General features: G+C 53.4%; 22 protein-coding genes. 17 read left to right on the plus strand and 5 right to left on the minus strand.

Translation table 11 applies throughout. The features are described from left to right. Positions 1 to 110 precede the first annotated feature (110 nt). From hcp to LA337_14885, 3 genes are all read left to right on the plus strand, one after another. Positions 111 to 1,763, plus strand: a complete 1,653-nt coding sequence (gene hcp, locus LA337_14875) for a hydroxylamine reductase (GenBank protein UBI14465.1) — start codon at positions 111 to 113, stop codon at positions 1,761 to 1,763. Positions 1,764 to 1,773: 10 nt separating this feature from the next. Next, positions 1,774 to 2,742 (plus strand): NADH oxidoreductase, encoded by a 969-nt coding sequence (hcr, locus tag LA337_14880; GenBank protein UBI14466.1) that lies wholly within the window; start codon positions 1,774 to 1,776, stop codon positions 2,740 to 2,742. 201 nt (positions 2,743 to 2,943) lie between these two features. Next, positions 2,944 to 4,560 (plus strand): FAD-NAD(P)-binding protein, encoded by a 1,617-nt coding sequence (locus LA337_14885; GenBank protein UBI14467.1) that lies wholly within the window; start codon positions 2,944 to 2,946, stop codon positions 4,558 to 4,560. A 70-nt stretch (positions 4,561 to 4,630) separates the two neighbouring features. Here LA337_14885 and LA337_14890 read toward each other — a convergent pair whose 3' ends face one another. Beyond that, a complete protein-coding gene (locus LA337_14890; protein UBI14468.1) occupies positions 4,631 to 5,065 on the minus strand; it encodes a DoxX family protein in 435 nt (144 codons plus the stop codon). Positions 5,066 to 5,217: 152 nt separating this feature from the next. On the opposite strand from LA337_14890, the gene poxB reads away from it, so the two are divergent. The 4 genes from poxB (at position 5,218) to LA337_14910 (ending at position 10,645) form a co-directional block, all read left to right on the plus strand. Continuing rightward, entirely contained in the window at positions 5,218 to 6,936 is a 1,719-nt protein-coding gene (gene poxB, locus LA337_14895; GenBank protein ID UBI14469.1) for a ubiquinone-dependent pyruvate dehydrogenase, read from the plus strand. A 155-nt stretch (positions 6,937 to 7,091) separates the two neighbouring features. Continuing rightward, positions 7,092 to 8,093 carry a low-specificity L-threonine aldolase gene (ltaE, locus tag LA337_14900; protein ID UBI14470.1) on the plus strand — a complete coding sequence of 334 codons (1,002 nt, stop codon included), beginning with the start codon at positions 7,092 to 7,094 and terminating at the stop codon, positions 8,091 to 8,093. Between the two features lie 10 nt (positions 8,094 to 8,103). Continuing rightward, positions 8,104 to 9,534 (plus strand): SDR family oxidoreductase, encoded by a 1,431-nt coding sequence (locus tag LA337_14905; GenBank protein ID UBI14471.1) that lies wholly within the window; start codon positions 8,104 to 8,106, stop codon positions 9,532 to 9,534. A gap of 97 nt (positions 9,535 to 9,631) precedes the next feature. Next, complete coding sequence (locus LA337_14910; protein ID UBI14472.1) at positions 9,632 to 10,645, plus strand: NAD(P)-dependent oxidoreductase; 1,014 nt, start codon at positions 9,632 to 9,634, stop codon at positions 10,643 to 10,645. On the opposite strand, the gene LA337_14915 is transcribed toward LA337_14910, so the two are convergent. Further along, on the minus strand, positions 10,642 to 11,472 hold the full coding sequence (locus LA337_14915; protein UBI14473.1) for an N-acetylmuramoyl-L-alanine amidase: 831 nt from the start codon (positions 11,470 to 11,472) through the stop codon (positions 10,642 to 10,644). The two genes, LA337_14910 and LA337_14915, sit on opposite strands and share 4 nt — an antisense overlap. Continuing rightward, positions 11,469 to 11,792, minus strand: a complete 324-nt coding sequence (locus tag LA337_14920) for a heavy metal-binding domain-containing protein (GenBank protein UBI14474.1) — start codon at positions 11,790 to 11,792, stop codon at positions 11,469 to 11,471. Before LA337_14920 ends, LA337_14915 begins: the two co-directional genes overlap by 4 nt. Positions 11,793 to 11,918: 126 nt before the next feature. Here LA337_14920 and LA337_14925 point away from each other — a divergent pair, with 126 nt between their 5' ends. The 7 genes from LA337_14925 to yegS all read left to right on the plus strand — a co-directional run bounded on the left by LA337_14925 (position 11,919) and on the right by yegS (position 17,551). Continuing rightward, on the plus strand, positions 11,919 to 12,434 hold the full coding sequence (locus LA337_14925; GenBank protein UBI14475.1) for a lipoprotein: 516 nt from the start codon (positions 11,919 to 11,921) through the stop codon (positions 12,432 to 12,434). Between the two features lie 225 nt (positions 12,435 to 12,659). Then, positions 12,660 to 13,388 (plus strand): arginine ABC transporter ATP-binding protein ArtP, encoded by a 729-nt coding sequence (gene artP, locus LA337_14930; GenBank protein ID UBI14476.1) that lies wholly within the window; start codon positions 12,660 to 12,662, stop codon positions 13,386 to 13,388. 16 nt (positions 13,389 to 13,404) lie between these two features. Continuing rightward, complete coding sequence (artJ, locus tag LA337_14935; GenBank protein UBI14477.1) at positions 13,405 to 14,136, plus strand: arginine ABC transporter substrate-binding protein; 732 nt, start codon at positions 13,405 to 13,407, stop codon at positions 14,134 to 14,136. A 6-nt stretch (positions 14,137 to 14,142) separates the two neighbouring features. After that, entirely contained in the window at positions 14,143 to 14,859 is a 717-nt protein-coding gene (artQ, locus tag LA337_14940) for an arginine ABC transporter permease ArtQ (GenBank protein UBI14478.1), read from the plus strand. Then, positions 14,859 to 15,527, plus strand: coding sequence for an arginine ABC transporter permease ArtM (gene artM / locus LA337_14945; GenBank protein ID UBI14479.1), 669 nt, complete (start codon positions 14,859 to 14,861; stop codon positions 15,525 to 15,527). The genes artQ and artM overlap by 1 nt, the downstream gene beginning before the upstream one ends. A 261-nt stretch (positions 15,528 to 15,788) precedes the next feature. Next, positions 15,789 to 16,520, plus strand: coding sequence for an ABC transporter substrate-binding protein ArtJ (gene artJ, locus LA337_14950; protein ID UBI14480.1), 732 nt, complete (start codon positions 15,789 to 15,791; stop codon positions 16,518 to 16,520). A gap of 131 nt (positions 16,521 to 16,651) precedes the next feature. Then, complete coding sequence (yegS, locus tag LA337_14955) at positions 16,652 to 17,551, plus strand: lipid kinase YegS (GenBank protein ID UBI14481.1); 900 nt, start codon at positions 16,652 to 16,654, stop codon at positions 17,549 to 17,551. Positions 17,552 to 17,572: 21 nt separating this feature from the next. On the opposite strand, the gene fbaB is transcribed toward yegS, so the two are convergent. Continuing rightward, positions 17,573 to 18,625 (minus strand): class I fructose-bisphosphate aldolase, encoded by a 1,053-nt coding sequence (gene fbaB / locus LA337_14960; GenBank protein UBI14482.1) that lies wholly within the window; start codon positions 18,623 to 18,625, stop codon positions 17,573 to 17,575. Positions 18,626 to 18,877: 252 nt separating this feature from the next. On the opposite strand from fbaB, the gene LA337_14965 reads away from it, so the two are divergent. From LA337_14965 to LA337_14975, 3 genes are read left to right on the plus strand one after another with little or no spacing between them, the layout of a single operon-like run. After that, positions 18,878 to 20,155, plus strand: a complete 1,278-nt coding sequence (locus LA337_14965; GenBank protein ID UBI14483.1) for a nucleoside permease — start codon at positions 18,878 to 18,880, stop codon at positions 20,153 to 20,155. After that, positions 20,152 to 21,156: an ADP-ribosylglycohydrolase family protein gene (locus LA337_14970; protein UBI14484.1), complete on the plus strand. Its 1,005-nt coding sequence runs from the start codon at positions 20,152 to 20,154 to the stop codon at positions 21,154 to 21,156. Before LA337_14965 ends, LA337_14970 begins: the two co-directional genes overlap by 4 nt. Continuing rightward, positions 21,153 to 22,118: a PfkB family carbohydrate kinase gene (locus LA337_14975; protein ID UBI14485.1), complete on the plus strand. Its 966-nt coding sequence runs from the start codon at positions 21,153 to 21,155 to the stop codon at positions 22,116 to 22,118. Before LA337_14970 ends, LA337_14975 begins: the two co-directional genes overlap by 4 nt. Here the strand turns inward: LA337_14975 and LA337_14980 are convergent. After that, entirely contained in the window at positions 22,092 to 22,838 is a 747-nt protein-coding gene (locus LA337_14980; GenBank protein UBI14486.1) for a GntR family transcriptional regulator, read from the minus strand. The two genes, LA337_14975 and LA337_14980, sit on opposite strands and share 27 nt — an antisense overlap. Between the last annotated feature and the right edge of the window lie 7 nt (positions 22,839 to 22,845).

Below are 22,845 nucleotides of genomic sequence, written 5' to 3' on the forward strand. Positions count from 1 at the left end.
TGCGCTAAATCAATCTCCCTGCAAGTTGTAGCAGAAATCCCTTTTATCCCTTCGCGCACAGGCATAACCTTAAACATGTATATTAAATATAACTTTAAAAAGGTGTGACCATGTTTTGTGTGCAATGTGAACAAACCATCCGTACTCCGGCAGGAAACGGCTGCTCTTACGCGCAGGGTATGTGCGGTAAAACGGCTGAAACCTCCGATTTGCAGGATCTGCTGATTGCTTCCCTACAAGGTCTGTCTGCATGGGCTGTTAAAGCACGTGAATACGGCATCATCGACCATGAGGTTGATAACTTTGCGCCGCGTGCGTTCTTCTCCACGCTGACCAACGTAAACTTCGATTCCCCACGTATTGTTGGCTATGCCCGTGAAGCTATCGCCATGCGCGACGCCCTGAAAGCGCAATGCCTGAACATCGACGCGAATGCCGCGGTCGTCAACCCGATGGCCGATCTGCAACTGGTCAGCGACGATCTGGGCGACCTGCAACGTCAGGCCGCTGAATTTACCCCGAATAAAGACAAAGCAGCCATCGGCGAGAATATTCTCGGCCTGCGTCTGCTGTGCCTGTACGGCCTGAAAGGTGCGGCAGCTTACATGGAGCACGCGCACGTTCTTGGTCAGTACGACAACGACATCTATGCTCAGTACCACAAAATCATGGCGTGGCTGGGTACCTGGCCTTCTGATATGAACGCTCTGCTGGAGTGCTCAATGGAAATCGGCCAGATGAACTTCAAAGTGATGAGCATTCTGGACGCCGGTGAAACCACCAAATACGGTCACCCGACTCCGACTCAGGTCAACGTCAAAGCCACCGAAGGTAAGTGCATTCTGATCTCCGGTCACGACCTGAAAGATCTGTACAACCTGCTGGAGCAAACCGAAGGTACCGGCGTTAATGTCTATACCCACGGTGAAATGCTGCCGGCACACGGTTACCCGGAACTGCGTAAATTCAAACACCTGATCGGTAACTACGGCAGCGGCTGGCAGAATCAGCAGGTTGAATTCGCCCGCTTCCCTGGTCCAATCGTGATGACCTCTAACTGCATCATCGACCCAACCGTTGGCGCGTACGACGACCGTATCTGGACCCGTAGCATCGTCGGCTGGCCGGGCGTGAGCCATCTCGAAGGCGACAACTTCGGTCCGGTAATTGCTCAGGCACAGCAAATGGCGGGCTTCCCGTATAGCGAAATTCCGCACCTGATAACCGTAGGTTTTGGTCGTCAAACCCTGCTGGGCGCCGCGGATACCCTGATCGACCTGGTCAGCCGTGAAAAACTGCGTCACATCTTCCTGGTGGGCGGTTGTGACGGCGCACGTGGCGAACGTAACTACTTCACCGATTTCGCGACCAGCGTACCGGACGACTGCCTGATCCTGACCCTGGCGTGCGGTAAATACCGTTTCAACAAACTGGAGTTCGGCGATATCGAAGGTCTGCCGCGTCTGGTGGATGCCGGTCAGTGTAACGATGCATACTCGGCCATCATCCTGGCGGTAACCCTGGCTGAGAAACTGGGCTGTGGCGTGAACGATCTGCCATTGTCTCTGGTGCTCTCCTGGTTCGAACAGAAAGCGATTGTTATCCTGCTGACCCTGCTGTCTCTGGGCGTGAAAAATATCGTTACTGGCCCGACCGCGCCAGGCTTCTTCACACCGGACCTGCTGGCCGTGCTCAACGAGAAGTTCGGTCTGCGTTCCGTGACCACCGTTGAAGAAGACATGAAGCAATTGCTGAGCGCGTAAGGAGTAAAGAATGACAATGCCAACTCATCAGTGCCCATGGCGGATGCAGGTTCATCACATCCATCAGGAAACGCCGGATGTATGGACAATTTCGTTGCTGTGCCACGACTATTATCCATACCGCGCCGGGCAGTATGCACTGGTCAGCGTACGTAATTCAGCGGACACACTGCGTGCTTACACCATCTCTTCAACGCCGGGCGTTAGCGAATACATCACGCTGACCATCCGCCGAATTGACGATGGCGCAGGCTCACAGTGGCTGACCCGCGACGTGAAGCGCGGCGACTATATCTGGCTGTCTGATGCAATGGGTGAATTCACCTGTGAAGATAAAGCGGAAGACAAGTTCCTGATGCTGGCCGCCGGCTGCGGCGTTACGCCAATCATGTCAATGCGCCGCTGGTTGGCAAAATACCGCCCACAGGCTGATGTGCAGGTGATCTTCAACGTACGTTCTCCGCAAGATGTTATTTTTGCCGACGAATGGCGCGAGTATCCGGTGACATTAGTTGCTGAAAACAATGCCACTGAAGGTTTTGTTTCCGGCCGACTGACTACCGAACTGCTGCAAAGCGTTCCGGACCTCGCCTCACGCACCGTGATGACCTGTGGCCCGGCGCCGTACATGGATCTGGTCGAGAAAGAAGTCAAAGCGCTGGGCGTGACGCGCTTCTTTAAAGAGCAGTTCTTTACCCCGGTGGCTGAAGCCGCCACCAGCGGTCTGAAGTTCACTAAACTGCAGCCGGCGAAAGAGTTTTATGCGCCGGTGGGCAGTACGCTGCTGGAAGCGCTGGAAAGCAATAAAGTACCGGTTGTTGCCGCTTGCCGTGCAGGCGTTTGCGGCTGCTGTAAAACTAAAGTGGTTGACGGTAACTACACGGTAAGCAGCACCATGACGCTGACCGACGCAGAAATCGCTGAAGGTTATGTACTGGCGTGCTCCTGCCATCCGCAGAGTGACTTAGTGCTGGCGTAATCGCCTGATATCAGATGTACAAAAGGCTACCTGGCTATACCGGGTGGCCTTTTTTTATCCTGTCAGGCGCTGCAAAATTCTGATTTTTCCATCCCCAAGGGCAAAATAGCACCTTCCTCCCGCCAATTATCGACCACACTTACCCTGCACAACGTAAGCAATATCCCCGACTACCACGTCGAACTTTCTACAAGGATCCCCATGAAAAAAGTGGCCATTGTCGGCGTCGGTCCCACCGGTATTTATACGTTTTATGCCCTGGTTGAGCGTGGTGAACCGCTGGAGATACAGCTTTATGAGCAAGCTGAGGAAGCGGGCGTCGGCATGCCTTATAACAGCGACAACAACGCAGAACACATGTTGGCAAATATAGCCAGCATCGAGATCCCACCGATTTATATCAGCTATCTGACGTGGCTACAAAATCAAAGCGATGACTACCTGGCGCAGTTTCGAATTGAACGCACCTCTTTGCATGAGCGGCAATTTTTGCCCCGCGTGATCCTCGGCGACTATTATCGCGATCGTTTTTTAGCCATCGTCGATAACGCACAAAGAGCCGGTTTTACAATTCGCATATATGAATCAAGCCAGGTCACCGACCTGCAAGCAACGTCGAATGGGGTCTCCCTGTGGATCAACCGCGCGTCCGAACCCGTTGAGGTGGATTTCGCCGCTATCGCTACCGGTCATCTGTGGCCCGAAACGGATGCTCAGGCACGCAAGTTTTTCCCCAGTCCGTGGACCGGTCTGATGGACGCCGAGATTAGCGCTTGTAGGGTGGGGATTCTGGGCACATCGCTAAGCGCTATCGACGCAGCGATGGCCGTGGTCTGTCAGCATGGCACCTTTACGACCAATACCGACCATTCACTGCGGTTCACACGTAAACCTGACAGCCAAAATCTGAAACTGACCCTGATGTCGCGCAGCGGAGTGCTGCCTGAAGCTGATTTTTACTGTCCTCTTCCCTATGAACCGCTGAATATCGCGACGCCAGAAGCGATTGAAGACGCCATTGCCCGGGGCCAAAACGGATTGCTGGACCGCATCTTCCGCCTTATTGCTCGACAACTGCAAGATGCGGCGCCAGGGTGGTGCCAACAGATAACACTTGCGACGCTTAACGCCGACACATTCCCCGAAGTCTATTTTGCCGACAGGATCAGGCATGACCCTTTTGACTGGGCGAGACGTAATCTGGTGGAGGTTGAACGCAACAAGCAGGAACAACATACCGTCGCCTGGCGATATACCTTGCTGCGCCTGCACGAGGTTATCGAAGAGATAGTCCCTCATCTTGATGACTGCGACGAAAAACGTTTCAGGCGCGGACTGGCGCGCGTATTTATTGATAACTATGCGGCTATCCCGTCTGAGTCTGTCCGCCGACTGCTGGCGCTGCACGACGCCGGGCTGATAGAGATCCTCGCGCTCGGCTCAGATTATGAGCGTATGAATGAACAGGGAATGACGGTGATTTACCACCAGGGCCAGCGCCACGAATTTGATGTGTTTATTGACGCCCGAGGACAACGGGCATTGCAGAGCAAAGATATCCCGTTCCCAACGCTACGCGATCAACTGCTGGCTTGTGGCGATGAGATCCCGGAGATTGGCGAGGATTACACACTGCAAGCGCCGGAGTATGCCCGCAATCGCATCGCTTTTGGCGGGCTGCCGTGGTTGATGCACGATCGTCCGTTCATTCAGGGACTGGTGGTCAGCGCTGAAATAGGCGCCGCGATGGCCAAAGCATTGACGCAGCGAGCGCTGAGACGTCGGCACAAACTCTGGAACAGAGACGACATAGATTAGCTACACAATGAACGACGAGGCGGAGCAAGGCTACGCGTTCCCGCCTCTGTATTGATTCTCGGATGGCAAACTATCGCCAGGCTGAATTTCCGGCAAGGGAGAATCGCCCCGCCCCCAAAAACGCCACGGCCAGCGCGCCGATGAAGAAATACACCAGACTTTCAATCGCCCATGCACCGGTTTTATCCAGTAACCAGGTTTCGCCCATCCCAACCATCAGCCATGCCACAACCATCGTAAACGCCAGCCCCAACGCTGCAGGACGCGTCAGGATCCCAAGGATAATCAGACACGGCGCTACAACTTCTCCCAGCAGGACGCCATACGCAATAAAGCCCGGGAAACCTTTCGCTATCAGCATGCCGCTGATGCCATCAATACCCGCGAACAGTTTATGCAACCCATGAAAAAGCATCAGCCCACCCACGGCCAGGCGTAACAAAAACTTGCCAAAATCTTCATGAGTCAGTACCCGGTTAACGCTATTTAATAGTTTTATAACCATCTGAATTTATTCCTTGTTTCGCCATGTCCAATAACAAACTACGCTTAGTACAGGTCAAATGAAACCTGCCGGAAATAAGGGGGAATGAGAAGCATAACTATTATCTTCATCTAAACTTGTAACCGGTATCACATTAAAGGAGAAGGAAAACCATGAAACAAACGGTTGCCGCTTTTATTGCTAAAACACTCGAACAAGCTGGCGTAAAACGCATTTGGGGTGTAACGGGTGACTCACTCAATGGCCTAAGTGATAGTCTGAATCGTATGGGAACGATTGACTGGATGCCAACCCGTCATGAAGAGGTTGCTGCCTTCGCCGCAGGTGCTGAAGCGCAGTTAACGGGTGAATTGGCCGTCTGTGCAGGGTCGTGTGGGCCAGGCAACCTGCACCTGATTAATGGCCTGTTTGATTGCCACCGCAACCACGTTCCGGTGCTGGCCATTGCCGCACATATTCCATCCAGCGAGATAGGCAGCGGTTATTTCCAGGAGACCCACCCGCAAGAGTTATTCCGCGAATGTAGCCATTATTGCGAGCTGGTTTCCAGCCCTGAACAGATCCCACAGGTGCTGGCAATTGCCATGCGTAAAGCGGTGCTCAACCGCGGTGTCTCTGTAGTGGTATTACCTGGCGATGTCGCGCTGAAGCCGGCCCCTGAGAGCGCCACCACGCACTGGTACCATGCGCCGCTGCCGGTGGTCACTCCGGAAGAGGAAGAGCTCAGAAAACTGGCGCAACTGCTGCGCTACTCCAGCAATATCGCTCTGATGTGCGGCAGCGGCTGCGCCGGTGCGCATAAAGAGCTGGTCGAGTTTGCGGCTAAAATCAAAGCGCCGATTGTGCACGCCCTGCGGGGTAAAGAGCATGTTGAATACGATAATCCGTACGACGTGGGCATGACCGGGCTAATTGGCTTTTCATCCGGCTTCCATACCATGATGAATGCCGACACGCTGATCCTGCTCGGCACCCAGTTCCCCTATCGCCCGTTCTATCCAACCGACGCCAAAATTATTCAGATTGATATCAATCCGGCGAGCATCGGCGCGCACAGTAAAGTTGATATGGCGCTGGTGGGCGATATTAAATCCACCCTCCGCGCCCTGCTACCGCTGGTGGAAGAAAAAACAGAGCGGAAGTTTTTGGACAAAGCGCTGGAGCACTACCGTGAAGCGCGCAAAGGGCTGGATGATTTAGCTAAACCCAGCGATAAAGCCATTCACCCGCAGTATCTGGCACAGCAAATTAGCCACTTTGCCGCAGACGACGCCATCTTCACTTGCGACGTTGGCACGCCAACGGTGTGGGCGGCACGCTATCTGAAAATGAACGGCAAACGTCGCCTGCTCGGTTCGTTTAATCATGGATCGATGGCCAATGCCATGCCGCAGGCACTCGGCGCCCAAGCGACCGAACCGGGACGCCAGGTTGTCGCAATGTGCGGGGACGGCGGATTTAGTATGCTGATGGGCGACTTTCTGTCGGTGGTCCAGATGAAGCTGCCGGTGAAGATTATCGTCTTTAACAACAGCGTACTGGGATTTGTGGCGATGGAGATGAAGGCTGGCGGTTATCTGACCGACGGCACGGAGCTGCACGATACCAACTTCGCGCGGATTGCCGAAGCCTGCGGTATTACGGGCATTCGTGTGGAGAAATCCTCAGAGGTTGATGAAGCGCTGCAAAGGGCAATGTCGATTGACGGCCCGGTGCTGGTCGATGTGGTTGTGGCGAAAGAAGAGTTAGCCATCCCGCCACAGATCAAACTCGAACAAGCGAAAGGTTTTAGCCTGTATATGTTGCGCGCAATCATTAGTGGGCGCGGTGATGAAGTGATGGAACTGGCGAAAACTAACTGGCTCAGGTAAAACATCCTTATTAAATCACACACAAAATCATTCATGATGCATCAAGGCGGCTAGCCCGAAAACCCCCAGGAGCATAGGTAAACTATGTGACTGGGGTTTAAGGGTGCGGCCAACGTAGAGGCAGCTTGAAGGATGAAGTGTAATAAGGAGACACCATGATTGATTTACGCAGTGATACCGTCACCCGGCCAAGTCGCGCCATGCTGGAAGAGATGATGGCAGCCCCGGTCGGGGACGACGTGTACGGTGATGACCCTACCGTTAACGCTCTCCAGCAATACGCTGCAGAGCTCTCTGGCAAAGAAGCCGCTATTTTCCTACCCACCGGCACTCAGGCAAACCTGGTTGCGCTGCTCAGTCATTGCCAGCGCGGCGAAGAGTATATTGCCGGTCAGGGCGCACATAACTATCTCTATGAAGCGGGCGGCGCAGCGGTGCTTGGCAGCATTCAACCGCAACCCATCGACGCCGCCCCGGATGGTTCCCTGCCGTTAGACAAAGTGGCAGCGAAAATCAAAGCTGACGATATCCATTTTGCCCGCACCCGTCTGCTCAGTCTGGAAAACACCCACAACGGCAAAGTGCTTCCGCGCGAGTATCTGAAAGACGCCTGGGAATTCACCCGTGAGCGCAATCTTGCCCTACACGTCGACGGCGCGCGTATTTTTAACGCCATCGTCGCCTATGGCTGTGAGCTTAAAGACATCACGCAATACTGCGACTCGTTCACCATTTGTCTTTCCAAAGGTCTGGGAACGCCGGTAGGTTCGCTGCTGGTCGGCAGCCAGGACTACATCAAGCGCGCCATTCGCTGGCGCAAAATGACCGGTGGCGGAATGCGCCAGGCCGGTATTCTGGCGGCGGCGGGACTGTATGCGCTGAAAAATAACGTGGCGCGTTTGCAGGAAGACCATGACAACGCCGCCTGGATGGCAGAACAACTGCGCGAAGCAGGGGCAGACGTCATGCGCCACGACACCAACATGTTGTTTGTTCGCGTTGGTGAAGAGCACGCTGCCGCGCTGGGTGAATACATGAAAGCGCAAGGCGTGCTGATTAACGCCTCCCCGATTGTGCGCCTGGTGATGCATCTGGACGTATCGCGTGAACAACTTGCTGAAGTCGTCGCCCACTGGCGCGCTTTTTTAACCCGCTAAGGAGATGGGCGTGCCGCAACGGATTTTGGTTCTTGGCGCCAGTGGCTACATTGGTCAGCATCTGGTTCAGGCGCTCAGCCAGCAAGGGCATCAGGTGCTGGCTGCGGCACGCCGCATTGAACGTCTGGAAAAGCAGCAACTGGCCAATGTCAGTTGCCATAAGGTCGATTTGAATTGGCCAGATAACCTCACCCCGCTGTTGACGGGTGTTGATACGGTTTACTATCTGGTTCATGGTATGGGTGAAGGCGGTGATTTTATCGCCCACGAACGCCATGTGGCGATGAACGTACGCGATGCGCTGCGTAATACGCCAGTTAAACAGCTTATTTTCCTGAGCTCATTACAGGCTCCCCGGCATGAACAGTCCGATCATTTGCGTGCGCGGCAAATAACCGCTGACACCCTGAGAGAGTCAGGCGTGCCAATGACGGAATTGCGCGCTGGCATTATCGTAGGGGCAGGTTCCGCCGCCTTTGAAGTGATGCGCGACATGGTCTATAACCTGCCGGTTCTCACCCCTCCGCGCTGGGTACGTTCGCGTACCACGCCCATCGCGCTGGAAAATTTGATGTACTATCTGGTGGCGCTGTTGGACCATCCCACAAGCCATCACCGCATACTCGAAGCTGCCGGGCCGCAGGTGTTGAGCTATCAGGAACAGTTCGAGCATTTTATGGCGGTCAGCGGTAAACATCGCCTGCTCATCCCCATCCCCTTTCCTACCCGCTGGATTTCGGTCTGGTTTTTAAACGTCATTACGTCAGTACCGCCGACCACGGCCAAAGCGCTTATCCAGGGTTTAAAACACGATCTGCTGGCCGATGACACCGAGTTACGCGCGCTGATCCCGCAAAAGTTGATTGCCTTTGATGACGCGGTACGCAGCACGTTGAAAGAAGAGGAGAAGCTGGTCAATTCCAGCGACTGGGGTTACGACGCGCAGGCGTTTGCCCGCTGGCGCCCTGAATATGGCTATTTTGCCAAACAGGCAGGCTTTAGCGTTGAAACCTCCGCCAGCAAAAAAGCGCTATGGCAGGTTGTGAATCGACTCGGCGGCAAAGAAGGCTATTTTTTTGGCAATATTTTGTGGAAGACGCGGGCGGCGTTAGACCTGCTGGTTGGCCATAAGCTGGCTAAAGGTCGACCAGAACACTCTCTGTTGCAGGTTGGCGATACCGTCGATAGCTGGAAAGTTATCATCGTTGAACCAGAAAAACAGCTGACGCTGCTGTTTGGGATGAAAGCGCCTGGTTTGGGTCGCCTGAGTTTCACCCTGGAAGATAAAGGCGATCACCGACGCATTGATGTACGTGCCTGGTGGCATCCGCACGGCATGCCAGGACTCTTCTACTGGCTGTTGATGATCCCAGCTCATCTGTTCATTTTCAGAGGGATGGCGAAGCGTATTGCTAAACTTGCAGAACAAATCACAGACTAATGATAAAAAGAGCCTGTATTCTTTCATGTTTCCCATTGCATACAGGCGTATTTCACGGAAGAATGCGCACGATGTTTTTTAAACACAGTGGATTGATATGAAGGTACTGGTTACCGGAGCCACCAGCGGCTTGGGCCGAAACGCGGTTGAGTTTCTATGCAGCAAAGGCGTCAGCGTCAGAGCTACCGGTCGCAATGAAGCGATGGGCAAGCTGCTGGAGAAAATGGGCGCAGAGTTTGTACATGCCGATTTGACCGAGCTGGTGTCTTCACAGGCAAAAGTGATGCTTGCCGGCATCGACACGCTGTGGCACTGCTCCAGTTTTACCTCACCGTGGGGAACTCAGGAAGCCTTCGATCTGGCCAACGTTCGAGCGACCCGACGTCTGGGCGAGTGGGCCGTGGCCTGGGGCGTACGTAACTTCATTCATATCTCCTCTCCATCGCTCTATTTTGATTATCACCACCATCGCGATATCAAAGAAGATTTCCGTCCACATCGCTTCGCCAATGAATTCGCCCGCAGCAAAGCGGCAGGCGAAGAGGTAATTGCGCTGCTCGCGCAGGCTAACCCTCAGACCCGCTTCACGGTATTGCGCCCACAAAGTCTGTTCGGACCTCACGATAAAGTCTTTATTCCACGCCTGGCCCATATGATGTATCACTACGGCAGTATCCTGCTGCCGCACGGCGGAAGCGCGCTGGTGGATATGACCTACTACGAGAATGCAGTGCACGCGATGTGGCTGGCCAGTCAACAAGCCTGCGATAAGCTGCCGTCGGGACGCGCGTACAACATTACCAACGGCGAGCATCGCACCCTGCGCAGCATTGTGCAGAAACTTATCGACGAGCTGAATATTGATTGCCGTATCCGCTCCGTGCCCTACCCGATGCTGGATATGATTGCCCGCAGCATGGAGCGTTTAGGCAATAAATCGGCGAAAGAGCCAAAGCTTACGCATTACGGCGTCTCGAAGCTGAATTTTGATTTTACGCTGGATACTTCCCGCGCTCAGGAAGAGTTGGGTTATCAGCCCGTTGTGACGCTGGATGCAGGAATTGAGCGTACCGCGGCCTGGCTGCGTGACCACGGTAAGCTGCCGCGTTAACCCTGCCCGTATTTCTCCAGTAACGCTTCAGCAATTGCCTGAGTTTCTGCATCCGCCACGCCGTTCCACAACGTCGGGCGGAAGTGCATCTGAAACGCCATAATCACCCGCTGCTGTTCACGCGGCGTCATATCAGGTTTTACTTCATAACCATAGCGCGACAGCAGATCGAGTAATGATGCGGTTTCTACCGGCGTATGGGGCGCTCGTCCGGCAAGATAAAATGCCACGCGCTGGGTATCCGGCCACGCGCCGATGCCCTGAGCGGCCAGTGCTTTCCACGGAAATAGCGGGCCGGGATCGTCCTTGCGCTGCGGAGCGACGTCCGCATGGGCCACCACATTCTGCGGTTTTATGTCGTAGCGGACGATAATATCTTTCACCAATGGGATTAACGCCTGAATTTGCGCGGGCTCAAACGGCGCAAAATACTTGCTGCCCGCTGATTTTTGCCAGCCGCGGTTTTCCAGCTCAATGCCGATCGAAGTATCGTTGATACGCGTAGCGCCGCGCCAGAAGCTAATCCCTGCATGCCAGGCCAGATCTTTTTCCGGGACCAGTTGCCAGATACGCGGCTTGCCGTGGTAGAGCGGCGGCACTGCCGGGATCAGATAGTGTGAACTGACGTTTTTATCGGTCAGCGTAGCCAGAGAAGCGTCGAAATCATCCGCCGTGTAATGGATAACCAGCACTTTAATGCGCGGGTAAGCAGCCTGCGCCTGACGGCGGGTATCTAACTGATACCCGTCTTTGTCGACTATTCCTTTTTCGCCAGCACACCCCACCAGCAGTAGCGTTAATGCCAGCAAATACAACAGACGTTTCATCGACGAGTTTTCACCGCGGTGCCGCTGACGCTCACCATCAGCATGCTACCGTCCTTGCCCACCGTTTCGTAATCGATATCGATACCGACTACCGCATCAGCACCGAGTGCTTTCGCCTGTTCACCAAGCTCCTGAAAAGCAATTTCACGCGCTTTACGCAGCTCTTTTTCATACGCGCCGGAGCGACCGCCGACAATATCGCGAATGCCGGCGAAAAAATCGCGGAAGATATTCGCGCCTAAAATGGCTTCGCCAGTAACAACACCGCAGTATTCCACGATGCTCTGTCCTTCCAGCGTAGGGGTTGTCGAAAACTGCATGATTAATCTCCTTTTTGCGCTAAGAGCACGATCTCAAAAGCATTATCGAACCGATCCACTATCATTGAAAGGATATATTCTATCAACGTAGAACACTAATAGTAGAAAGCTAATAAGGAAATCATTATGCGCTACTCGAAACTCTCTCTGCTGGTTCCCTGTGCACTACTTCTCAGCGCTTGTACTACCGTGACGCCGGTCTATAAAGATAACGGCACGCGTAGCGGTTCATGCGTAGAAGGCGGGCCAGACAGCGTGGCTCAACAATTCTATGATTACCGTATTCAGCATCGAAACAATGACATTACCGCCCTTCGCCCGTACATCAGCGACGACCTGGCTAAGCTGCTGAACGATGCCAGCCGTGATAACGCGCATCGCGAACTGTTTAACAGCGATCCGTTCTCCAGTCGCGCCACATTACCGGACAGCGCCAGCGTCGCCAGCGCATCGACTATTCCGAATAGTGATGCACGCAACATTCCACTGCGTGTAGAGCTGAAACAAGGTGACCAAAGCTGGCGTGATGAAGTGCTGATGATCCGTGAAGGCCAGTGCTGGGTCGTTGACGATGTCCGCTATCTGGGCGGCAGCGTACACGCGCCAGCCGGGACGCTGCGCCAGTCTGTCGAAAACCGCTAACCGCCCCATTCACCTGCTTAAATCATAACCCCCATAAATTGTCTGGCATTCTGCATAGAATGCCGACAATTATTCTTGCCCACTGGTGGCCCCGCTATTTTGTGCTATGTTTAGATAAGAATGCGGTTTGCATTTAACTTTTAACGCATAAATATTGCATAACTATTCTGTCAAAGGTAGTATCTGCGGCTTCAATAGCTATCAGACTGCCAGTATCGAGTGTCAATGAGTATTCAATTAAACGGCATTAACTGCTTCTACGGCGCACATCAGGCGCTGTTCGATATCACGCTGGATTGCCCTCAGGGTGAAACACTGGTGTTACTTGGCCCAAGTGGCGCCGGGAAAAGCTCGCTGCTGCGCGTACTCAACCTGCTTGAGATGCCGCGCTCGGGCACGCTCTCTATTGCGGGTAACCGTTTCGACTTCACTAAGACCCCGTCAGATAAAGCCATTCGGGATCTGCGTCAAAACGTGGGCATGGTCTTCCAACAATACAACCTCTGGCCACATCTCACGGTTGTGCAGAATCTGATTGAAGCGCCCTGCCGCGTACTGGGTCTGACAAAAGAGCAAGCGATGGCGCGCGCCGAGAAACTGCTGGAACGTCTGCGCCTGAAGCCATACAGCGATCGCTATCCGCTGCATCTCTCAGGCGGCCAGCAACAGCGTGTGGCCATTGCCCGCGCGTTGATGATGGAGCCACAGGTGCTGCTGTTTGATGAACCGACCGCCGCGCTTGACCCGGAAATTACCGCCCAAATCGTCAGCATCATTCGTGAACTGGCGGAAACCAACATTACTCAGGTGATCGTCACTCACGAAGTGGAAGTTGCCCGTAAAACGGCCAGCCGTGTGGTGTATATGGAAAACGGTCATATCGTCGAGTTTGGGGATGCGAGCTGCTTTGCCAACCCGCAAACCGAAGCGTTTAAAAACTATCTTTCTCACTAAGATTCGGGACAATACAATGAAAAAAGTTCTGATTGCCGCGCTAATCGCAGGTTTTAGCCTTTCCGCTACCGCAGCCCAAACCATTCGTTTCGCCACCGAAGCGTCTTATCCTCCGTTTGAATCAATCGATGCTAATAACAAGATCGTCGGGTTTGACGTTGATCTGGCGAATGCGCTGTGTAAAGAGATTGACGCTACCTGTACCTTCACCAATCAGGCCTTCGACAGCCTGATTCCGAGCCTGAAGTTCCGTCGTTTTGACGCGGTAATGGCCGGTATGGACATCACCCCAGAGCGTGAAAAACAGGTGCTGTTCACCACCCCGTATTACGACAACTCTGCGCTGTTTGTTGGCCAACAGGGTAAATACACCAGCATTGATCAGCTGAAAGGCAAAAAAGTCGGTGTACAAAACGGGACTACGCACCAGAAATTCATCATGGATAAACATCCGGAAGTGACTACCGTGCCGTATGACAGCTACCAGAATGCCAAACTCGATCTGCAAAACGGTCGTATTGACGGCGTATTTGGCGATACCGCAGTGGTGACCGAGTGGCTGAAAGATAATCCTAAGCTCGCCGCGGTTGGCGACAAAGTGACGGATAAAGATTACTTCGGTACCGGTCTGGGCATTGCTGTGCGCCAGGGCAATACCGAACTGCAGCAGAAATTTAACGCTGCGCTGGAAAAAGTGAAGAAAGATGGGACTTACGAGACCATCTACAACAAATGGTTCCAGAAGTAATATTTGATGAATGAATTTTTTCCTTTAGCAAGCGCCGCCGGGATGACCGTCGGCCTTGCCGTTTGTGCGCTGATCATTGGCCTCGCGCTTGCCATGTTGTTTGCCGTCTGGGAGTCAGTTAAATGGCGTCCAGTGGCATGGGCCGGCTCAGCTCTGGTCACCATCCTGCGCGGTCTGCCGGAAATTCTGGTGGTTCTGTTTATCTATTTTGGCTCCTCGCAGCTGCTGCTGACGCTAGCCGATGGCTTTACGATCAATCTCGGGTTTGTTCAAATCCCGGTTCAGATGCAGATCGAAAACTTCGACGTCAGTCCGTTCCTGTGCGGTGTGATTGCGCTGTCATTGCTGTATGCCGCTTACGCGTCGCAAACGTTGCGTGGCGCGCTGAAGGCCGTGCCACTCGGACAATGGGAGTCAGGTCAGGCATTAGGTTTGTCTAAAGCTGCGATCTTCTTCCGTCTGGTGATGCCGCAGATGTGGCGTCATGCACTACCGGGACTGGGTAACCAGTGGCTGGTATTGCTCAAAGATACTGCGCTGGTCAGCCTTATCAGCGTGAACGATCTGATGCTGCAAACCAAGAGCATCGCCACCCGTACCCAGGAGCCGTTTACCTGGTATATTGTGGCGGCGGCTATTTACCTGGTGATTACGCTGGTAAGTCAGTACATTCTCAAACGCATTGACCTGCGCGCGACACGTTTTGAGCGGAGACCAGGCTGATGCTTGAGTATTTACCTGAATTGTTGAAAGGGCTGCATACCAGCCTGACGCTGACGGTCGCCTCCATCGTGGTTGCTCTGGTGCTGGCATTGATTTTCACCGTCATCCTGACGCTGAAAACACCGGTTCTGGTTTGGCTGGTTCGCGCTTATATCACGCTGTTTACCGGTACACCGCTGCTGGTGCAAATCTTCCTGATCTACTACGGGCCAGGACAATTTCCGACGTTGCAAGAGTATCCGGTGCTGTGGCATCTGCTGTCAGAACCGTGGCTGTGCGCTTTAATTGCGCTGTCGTTAAACAGTGCGGCCTATACCACTCAGCTGTTCTACGGCGCTATTCGTGCAATCCCGGAAGGCCAATGGCAGTCCTGCGGAGCGTTGGGCATGAGCAAGAAGGATACGCTGGCGATTCTGTTGCCGTACGCCTTTAAACGCGCCCTCTCCTCGTATTCCAACGAAGTGGTGCTGGTGTTTAAAAGTACTTCGCTGGCATACACCATCACGCTGATGGAAGTCATGGGCTATAGCCAGTTGCTGTATGGTCGCACTTATGACGTCATGGTTTTCGGTGCGGCAGGTGTGATTTACCTGATCGTCAACGGTTTGCTGACGCTGATGATGCGCTTAATCGAACGTAAAGCGCTGGCGTTTGAACAGCGGAATTAAACATATGCCTGATGGAGCTACGCTTATCAGGCCTACGGTTCATGCACCTTTTGTAGGCCGGATAAGGTGCTAGCACCGCCATCCGGCAAATATGCATAAAGCAAAATAATAAAGACGGACAAGAACCTAAATTGTCCGTCTTTTTTTATATCAAAAAAATACTTAATCATTTTTATTGCATATAAATTCATTAAATGGCATTGTTAATCCACGCCGCAGATACGGTAAATAATCATAAGATTGACAGACGGGAGTTCCACCATGAAAAAGTTAGTACTGGCTGCATTACTTGCTACTTTCGCCGCTGGCGCCTCAGCCGCTGATAAAATTAGTTTCGGTGTATCAGCCACTTACCCGCCATTTGAGTCGCTCGACGCAAACAATAAAATTGTCGGATTTGACATCGATCTGGCAACGGCGCTGTGCAAACAAATGCAGGCTGACTGTACTTTCACCAATCACGCTTTCGACAGCCTGATCCCCGCGCTGAAATTTAAGAAATATGATGCGGTAATTTCCGGAATGGATATCACGCCTGAGCGTAGCAAGCAGGTTGCATTTACTCAGCCGTACTATGCAAACTCCGCGCTGGTGATTGCGAAAAAAGACACCTATAAAACCTTTGCCGACCTGAAAGGAAAACGCATCGGCATGGAAAACGGCACCACGCACCAGAAATACTTGCAGGACAAACATCCTGAAGTGAAAACCGTGGCCTACGACAGCTATCAGAATGCGATTATCGACCTGAAAAATGGTCGTATTGATGGCGTATTTGGCGATACCGCTGTGGTTAACGAGTGGCTTAAAACCAACCCGCAGCTAGGCGTAGCCACTGATAAAGTGACCGACCCACAATACTTCGGTACTGGCCTTGGCATCGCGGTTCGCCCGGATAACAAAGCCCTGCTGGAAAAACTGAACAGCGCGCTGGCGGCAATCAAAGCTGACGGCACGTACCAGAAAATCAGCGATCAGTGGTTCCCACAGTAACGTCTGCCCAGTCTGAAAAGCCGCGCTCTGCGGCTTTTTTTATCTCTTCGCCTGCGCTTTCAGTCAGTTCTTACGCCAGAAACGCATTCCTGGCGTACACTTGTTAAAACGAAAAAAAGTGAGGCAAAAGGATGATAGCATTCCCTGCCAGTTTACTGATCCTCAATGGAAAAAGTGCTGATAACCTTCCCCTGCGTGACGCCATTGCGAATCTGCGTGATGAGGGCGTGGAAATCCATGTTCGCGTTACCTGGGAAAAAGGCGACGCCCAACGATACGTTGATGAAGCTCGTCAGTTGGGCGTTGAAACGGTGATTGCCGGTGGCGGCGACGGCACAATAAACGAAGTCTCGACGGCGCTTATCCAGTCGCAGGGCGGCAATATTCCGGCGCTGGGTATTTTACCGTTGGGAACGGCGAATGACTTTGCCACCAGCGTTGGTATACCCGAGGACCTTGATAAGGCGTTAAAGCTGGCTATCGCCGCAAATGCGACGGCGATCGATATGGTGCAGGTCAATGATAAAACCTGTTTTATCAACATGGCAACCGGTGGCTTCGGCACACGCATCACGACCGAGACACCAGAAAAACTCAAGGCTGCGCTGGGTGGCGTATCGTACTTTATTCACGGATTAATGCGCATGGATACGCTCAAACCCGACATCTGCGATATTCGAGGGGAAGACTTTCACTGGCAGGGTAAAGCGCTGGTAATTGGTATCGGTAATGGTCGCCAGGCCGGTGGGGGGCAACAGCTATGCCCGACAGCGCTTATCAACGATGGTCTGCTGCAACTGCGTATTTTTACCGGAGAAGAGCTGTTGCCTGGGCTGCTTTCGGCGTTAACGCAATCCGAAGACAACCCTAACATTATCGAGGGCGCATCATCGTGGTTTGATATCCGCGCCCCGCATGAAATTACCTTTAATCTCGATGGCGAACCGCTCAGCGGACAAGAGTTTCATATTGAAATCCTGCCCGCGGCGTTACGTTGCCGACTGCCGCCGGGTTGTCCGCTGTTGCGCTAACACGACGGCAGTCGCCTGAAATCAGGCGATGGTGACTTTGCTATCCAGATAAACATCCTGCACGGCGTTAATCAGCTTAACGCCGTCGGCCATGGTTTTCTTGAATGCCTTGCGCCCAAGAATCAGCCCCATGCCGCCCGCACGTTTGTTAATCACCGCAGTACGTACCGCATCGCTCAGATCGGTTTCGCCGCCAGCCGCACCGCCAGAGTTAATTAACCCGGCGCGTCCCATATAGCAGTTCGCCAGTTGATACCGCACCAGGTCAATCGGGTTGTCGCTGGTCAGCTTGCTATAGACGCGATCGTCGGTGTAGCCAAAATTGACCGCTTTATACCCGCCGTTATTTTCCGCCATTTTTTGCTTCACGATATCCGCCCCGATAGTGGCCGCCAGATGGTTAGCCTGCCCGGTAAGATCGGCAGAAACATGGTAATCCACGCCATCTTTTTTAAACGCCGGGTTACGCAGATACGCCCACAGCACCGTGACCATACCCAGCTCATGAGCACGCTCGAATGCGGCAGAAATCTCTTCAATCTGGCGGCGAGACTCCTCTGAACCGAAATAGATGGTTGCCCCCACCGCAACCGCACCCATATTGAACGCCTGCTCTACGCTGGCATACAGCGTCTGGTCAAACGTATTGGGATAGCTCAGCGTTTCGTTGTGGTTAATTTTTACCAGGAACGGAATGCGGTGCGCGTAGCGACGGGAAACAGAAGCCAGCACGCCATAGGTCGATGCCACGCAGTTACACCCTGCTTCGATAGCCAGCTCCACAATATTCTTCGGATCAAAGTACAGCGGGTTAGCCGCAAACGATGCTCCAGCGGAGTGCTCCACGCCCTGGTCCACCGGTAGAATAGACAGATAACCTGTCCCGGCCAGTCGGCCCGTGTTATACAGCGTCTGCATATTACGCAGCACGGCTGGCGGACGGTTGTTATCCACCATCACGCGGTCGACGTAATCATGTCCAGGCAGGTAAAGTTGATCAGAAGGAATGGTCATACAACGATGCTGTAAAAGGTTGTCGGCGTCTTTGCCAAGCAACTGCGCAATATCAGTCATAGCTATGCTCCCGTAAGTTCCGCTTTGAAAACGGAATGTGGATTGTCCTGGCCCGTTTTGTTGCGGGCAGCAATAAGCCTGGTACCGACTGCGTTTTTTTTCCATCTTTAGCGCACTTTTCAGCAACTTCTGCTGGCTCGATTCAGGAAGAAATAATGTTAAGGCGGTCAAATTTAGACCTCAAAGGTATTTTAAAGGTATTATCGAATGGTACTATCATGGCGTACCTTACCTGTCATGAAGGATTTAAAGATGAAAACTACAGTTAAGCTGTCGTTCATGATGTTTGTAGAGTGGTTTATCTGGGGCGCCTGGTTTGTACCGCTGTGGCTGTGGCTGAGTAAAAGCGGCTTTAGCGCCGGGGAGATCGGCTGGTCTTACGCCTGTACCGCGATTGCCGCGATCCTGTCGCCCATCCTGGTCGGCTCAATCACTGACCGCTTTTTCTCCGCGCAGAAAGTGCTGGCGGTATTGATGTTCGCTGGCGCTATTTTGATGTATTTCGCCGCCCAGCAAACCACCTTCAGTGGATTCTTCCCGCTGTTACTGGCCTATTCGTTAACCTATATGCCGACGATTGCGCTGACCAACAGCATCGCTTTTGCCAACGTACCGGACGTTGAACGTGATTTCCCACGCATCCGTGTGATGGGGACCATCGGCTGGATTGCTTCTGGTTTGGCCTGCGGTTTCTTACCGCAAATGCTTGGCTATAGCGATATTTCACCCACCAATATCCCCCTGCTTATCACTGCCGGAAGCTCCGCGCTGTTGGGCGTCTTTGCGTTCTTCTTACCGGATACGCCGCCAAAAAGTACCGGCAAGATGGATTTCAAAGTCATGCTGGGTCTGGATGCGCTGATCCTGCTGCGTGATAAGAACTTCCTCGTCTTTTTCTTTTGCTCTTTCCTGTTCGCAATGCCGCTGGCGTTCTATTACATCTTCGCCAACGGCTACCTGACAGAAGTCGGAATGAAAAACGCCACCGGCTGGATGACGCTGGGCCAGTTCTCTGAAATCTTCTTTATGCTGGCGCTACCGTTTTTCACCAAACGCTTTGGCATTAAAAAGGTATTGCTGCTTGGTCTTATTACTGCGGCTATCCGCTACGGATTTTTCGTTTACGGCGGCGCGGAGGAATATTTCACTTATGCTCTGCTGTTTCTCGGCATTCTGCTGCACGGCGTTAGTTACGACTTCTACTACGTCACGGCCTACATTTATGTCGATAAAAAAGCACCGGTACATATGCGCACCGCTGCGCAAGGGCTTATCACCCTCTGCTGTCAGGGATTCGGCAGCCTGCTCGGTTACCGTCTGGGCGGCGTCATGATGGAAAAAATGTTTGCTTATCAGGAACCGGTTAATGGTCTTACCTTCAACTGGGCTGGCATGTGGGGATTTGGCGCGGTCATGATCGCCGTCATTGCCGTGATGTTTATGATTTTCTTTCGCGAATCAGATAAAGAAATCACCGCCATTAAGGTGGACGATCGCGATGTAGCGTTGAAACAAGGGGAAGTGAAATGAAAGCAGAACGTATTCTCGGTGCTCTTTATGGGCAGGCGTTAGGGGATGCGATGGGTATGCCGTCGGAACTGTGGCCACGAACCCGGGTAAAAGCTCATTTCGGTTGGATCGACCGTTTTTTGCCCGGCCCTGCGGAGAATAATGCCGCCTGCTATTTTAACCAGGCGGAGTTCACTGATGACACGTCAATGGCGCTGTGTCTGGCAGATGCCCTGCTCGAGTGCGACGGAGAGATTGTGCCAGACGTTATTGGCCGCAATATTCTGGCCTGGGCCGAACGTTTTGACGCCTTTAATAAAAACGTGCTCGGCCCAACTTCAAAAATCGCGCTAAAAGCCATTCGCGACGGCAAACCTGTCGCCGAACTGGAAAACAACGGCGTGACCAACGGAGCGGCAATGCGCGTTTCGCCGCTGGGATGCCTGCTACCCGCCCGCGATGTCGATGCTTTTATCGATGATGTAGCATTGGCCTCCAGCCCGACGCATAAATCGGATCTGGCTATCGCTGGGGCTGTTGTGGTCGCGTGGGCGGTATCACGCGCTATCGACGGAGGCCAGTGGTCAGAGATTGTCGATGCGCTACCTGCCATTGCCCAACATGCGCAGCAAAAAAGGATCACGACCTTTAGCGCATCACTATCTGCACGACTTGAGCTGGCACTGAAAATCGTCCGTAATGCTGACGGCATTGAGTCTGCCTGCGAGCAGTTGTATCAGGTTGTGGGCGCCGGAACCAGTACCATTGAATCCGTGCCTTGCGCCATTGCTATGGTTGAACTGGCGCAGACCGATCCTAACCGCTGCGCTATTCTGTGCGCAAACCTCGGGGGTGATACCGACACCATCGGGGCGATGGCAACCGCCATTTGTGGCGCTATCCATGGCGTAAGCGCGATTAACCCGACATTGAAACATGAGCTGGATGCGGTGAATCAACTGGACTTTATCCGTTACGCCAGTGGATTGATGCGACTGCGCGAGCAGCGGGAGGCGCTATGATCGCCACGCATCTGCAACACCTCCTCCCGCAGTTGCGTACACAGCGGCCCGTTACGGTGGTGGGTGCGGCGGTAATTGATGTCATTGCCGATGCATATGCCCTTCCCTGGCGCGGATGTGACATTGAACTCAAACAGCAGGGGGTGAACGTTGGCGGCTGCGCGCTCAATATTGCCGTGGCGCTCAAACGTTTAGGTATCGACGCCAGTAATGCTTTACCGCTGGGTCAAGGGGTGTGGGCCGACATTATCCGCAACCGGATGGCAAAAGAGGGATTGCACAGCCTGATCGACAATGCCGCGGGCGATAACGGCTGGTGTCTGGCTCTGGTCGAGCCGGATGGCGAACGTACCTTTATGTCCTTTAGCGGCGTTGAAAATCAGTGGAACGCTGACTGGCTGGCACAGCTGGATATCCCACGCCATAGTCTGGTGTATCTCTCGGGCTATCAGTTAGCCTCTGGGTGTGGCGGACTGCTGGTGCAGTGGCTGGAAGGTCTGGAGGAGGTGACGCCGTTTATTGATTTTGGGCCACGCATCGGCGACATTCCCGAGCCCTTACTTGCAAGAATTATGGCCTGCCGTCCGCTGGTATCACTTAATCGTCAGGAAGCGGAAATTGCCGCCGAGCGGTTTGCATTGAGCCATGATGTAGAAGGTTTTGGCGCAGAATGGGTACAACGTTTCGCCTCGCCGGTAGTGGTTCGCCACGATAAAGACGGCGCGTGGTATTTCAGCGCTCAGACATCCGGTTGCGTACCGGCATTTGCGACAGCGGTCGTTGATACTATCGGCGCAGGCGACAGCCACGCTGGCGGCATGCTGGCCGGACTGGCGTCTGGCTGGACCCTGGCTGATGCCGTACTGCTGGGTAACGCAGTTGCGTCCTGGGTGGTAGGGCATCGCGGCGGCGATTGCGCCCCTTCGCGCGAGGCGTTACTCCTCGCACACAAAGACGTATAGATCGCTTCGACAATAGCTGATGCTGTATTCAATGGGCCGTTGCTGCTGGTCAAGCGCTACTTGCTTGATCACCAGTACCGGCACTTTGCTGTCCATTTGAATGTGCGCCTGGAACTCCGCATCAGGCATTCGGGCGCTGACGCGGGAGCGCGTGCGCTGCGGGAAAATATGCTGGCTGCGAAAATAGTCATACAGTGAAACGCCGATGGCATCCACGTCATGGATAAGATGGGCAGGAACCCATGACTCTTCAATAGAAACCGCGTCTTCATCTACATAGCGAATGCGCTTGAGCAGGAAGACGTCACTCCCCGCGGCAACAGCCAACTGCTGAGCCACCTCTTCCGGGCAAGGCACAATACGCTTGTTGACCCACAGCGTATCTGGCTTTTTACCGCGCAAAACCACCTGCTGTGAAAAACCACGCGCTTCTTTTAGCGAATACTCGAAGATGTTGTTGATCTGCGTCCCGTAACCACGGGCGCGCGTCACTACGCCTTCTTCTTCCAGGGCCTGCATAGCCTTGCGTACCGTAATTCGCGAAACGCCGGTTAACTGGCTGAGATCGCGCTCGCCGGGCAGGATATTTCCATGCTCCAGAATCCCGCTACGCACAGCGTTTTTCACTGTTTGCGCAAATTTCATATACAGCGGCGTGTTATCTGCCGCTGCAATGCGTTCATTCAGTTGCGCGATAAGCTGGGTATGCGCTTGTTCCATTTATCTT

It is taken from the genome of Citrobacter europaeus (assembly GCA_020099315.1).
Taxonomy (GTDB): domain Bacteria; phylum Pseudomonadota; class Gammaproteobacteria; order Enterobacterales; family Enterobacteriaceae; genus Citrobacter; species Citrobacter europaeus.

Coding starts and splice junctions, on each gene's coding strand:
- LA337_14970 (UBI14484.1), top strand. CDS start 20,152: ATGAAAGCAGAACGTATTCTCGGTGCTCTTTATGGGCAGGCGTTAGGG.
- yegS (UBI14481.1), top strand. CDS start 16,652: ATGATAGCATTCCCTGCCAGTTTACTGATCCTCAATGGAAAAAGTGCT.
- LA337_14975 (UBI14485.1), top strand. CDS start 21,153: ATGATCGCCACGCATCTGCAACACCTCCTCCCGCAGTTGCGTACACAG.
- poxB (UBI14469.1), top strand. CDS start 5,218: ATGAAACAAACGGTTGCCGCTTTTATTGCTAAAACACTCGAACAAGCT.
- artJ (UBI14480.1), top strand. CDS start 15,789: ATGAAAAAGTTAGTACTGGCTGCATTACTTGCTACTTTCGCCGCTGGC.
- LA337_14965 (UBI14483.1), top strand. CDS start 18,878: ATGAAAACTACAGTTAAGCTGTCGTTCATGATGTTTGTAGAGTGGTTT.
- LA337_14910 (UBI14472.1), top strand. CDS start 9,632: ATGAAGGTACTGGTTACCGGAGCCACCAGCGGCTTGGGCCGAAACGCG.
- hcp (UBI14465.1), top strand. CDS start 111: ATGTTTTGTGTGCAATGTGAACAAACCATCCGTACTCCGGCAGGAAAC.
- artM (UBI14479.1), top strand. CDS start 14,859: ATGCTTGAGTATTTACCTGAATTGTTGAAAGGGCTGCATACCAGCCTG.
- LA337_14980 (UBI14486.1), bottom strand. CDS start 22,838: ATGGAACAAGCGCATACCCAGCTTATCGCGCAACTGAATGAACGCATT.
- hcr (UBI14466.1), top strand. CDS start 1,774: ATGACAATGCCAACTCATCAGTGCCCATGGCGGATGCAGGTTCATCAC.
- artP (UBI14476.1), top strand. CDS start 12,660: ATGAGTATTCAATTAAACGGCATTAACTGCTTCTACGGCGCACATCAG.
- fbaB (UBI14482.1), bottom strand. CDS start 18,625: ATGACTGATATTGCGCAGTTGCTTGGCAAAGACGCCGACAACCTTTTA.
- artJ (UBI14477.1), top strand. CDS start 13,405: ATGAAAAAAGTTCTGATTGCCGCGCTAATCGCAGGTTTTAGCCTTTCC.
- LA337_14920 (UBI14474.1), bottom strand. CDS start 11,792: ATGCAGTTTTCGACAACCCCTACGCTGGAAGGACAGAGCATCGTGGAA.
- artQ (UBI14478.1), top strand. CDS start 14,143: ATGAATGAATTTTTTCCTTTAGCAAGCGCCGCCGGGATGACCGTCGGC.
- LA337_14915 (UBI14473.1), bottom strand. CDS start 11,472: ATGAAACGTCTGTTGTATTTGCTGGCATTAACGCTACTGCTGGTGGGG.
- LA337_14890 (UBI14468.1), bottom strand. CDS start 5,065: ATGGTTATAAAACTATTAAATAGCGTTAACCGGGTACTGACTCATGAA.
- LA337_14925 (UBI14475.1), top strand. CDS start 11,919: ATGCGCTACTCGAAACTCTCTCTGCTGGTTCCCTGTGCACTACTTCTC.
- ltaE (UBI14470.1), top strand. CDS start 7,092: ATGATTGATTTACGCAGTGATACCGTCACCCGGCCAAGTCGCGCCATG.
- LA337_14885 (UBI14467.1), top strand. CDS start 2,944: ATGAAAAAAGTGGCCATTGTCGGCGTCGGTCCCACCGGTATTTATACG.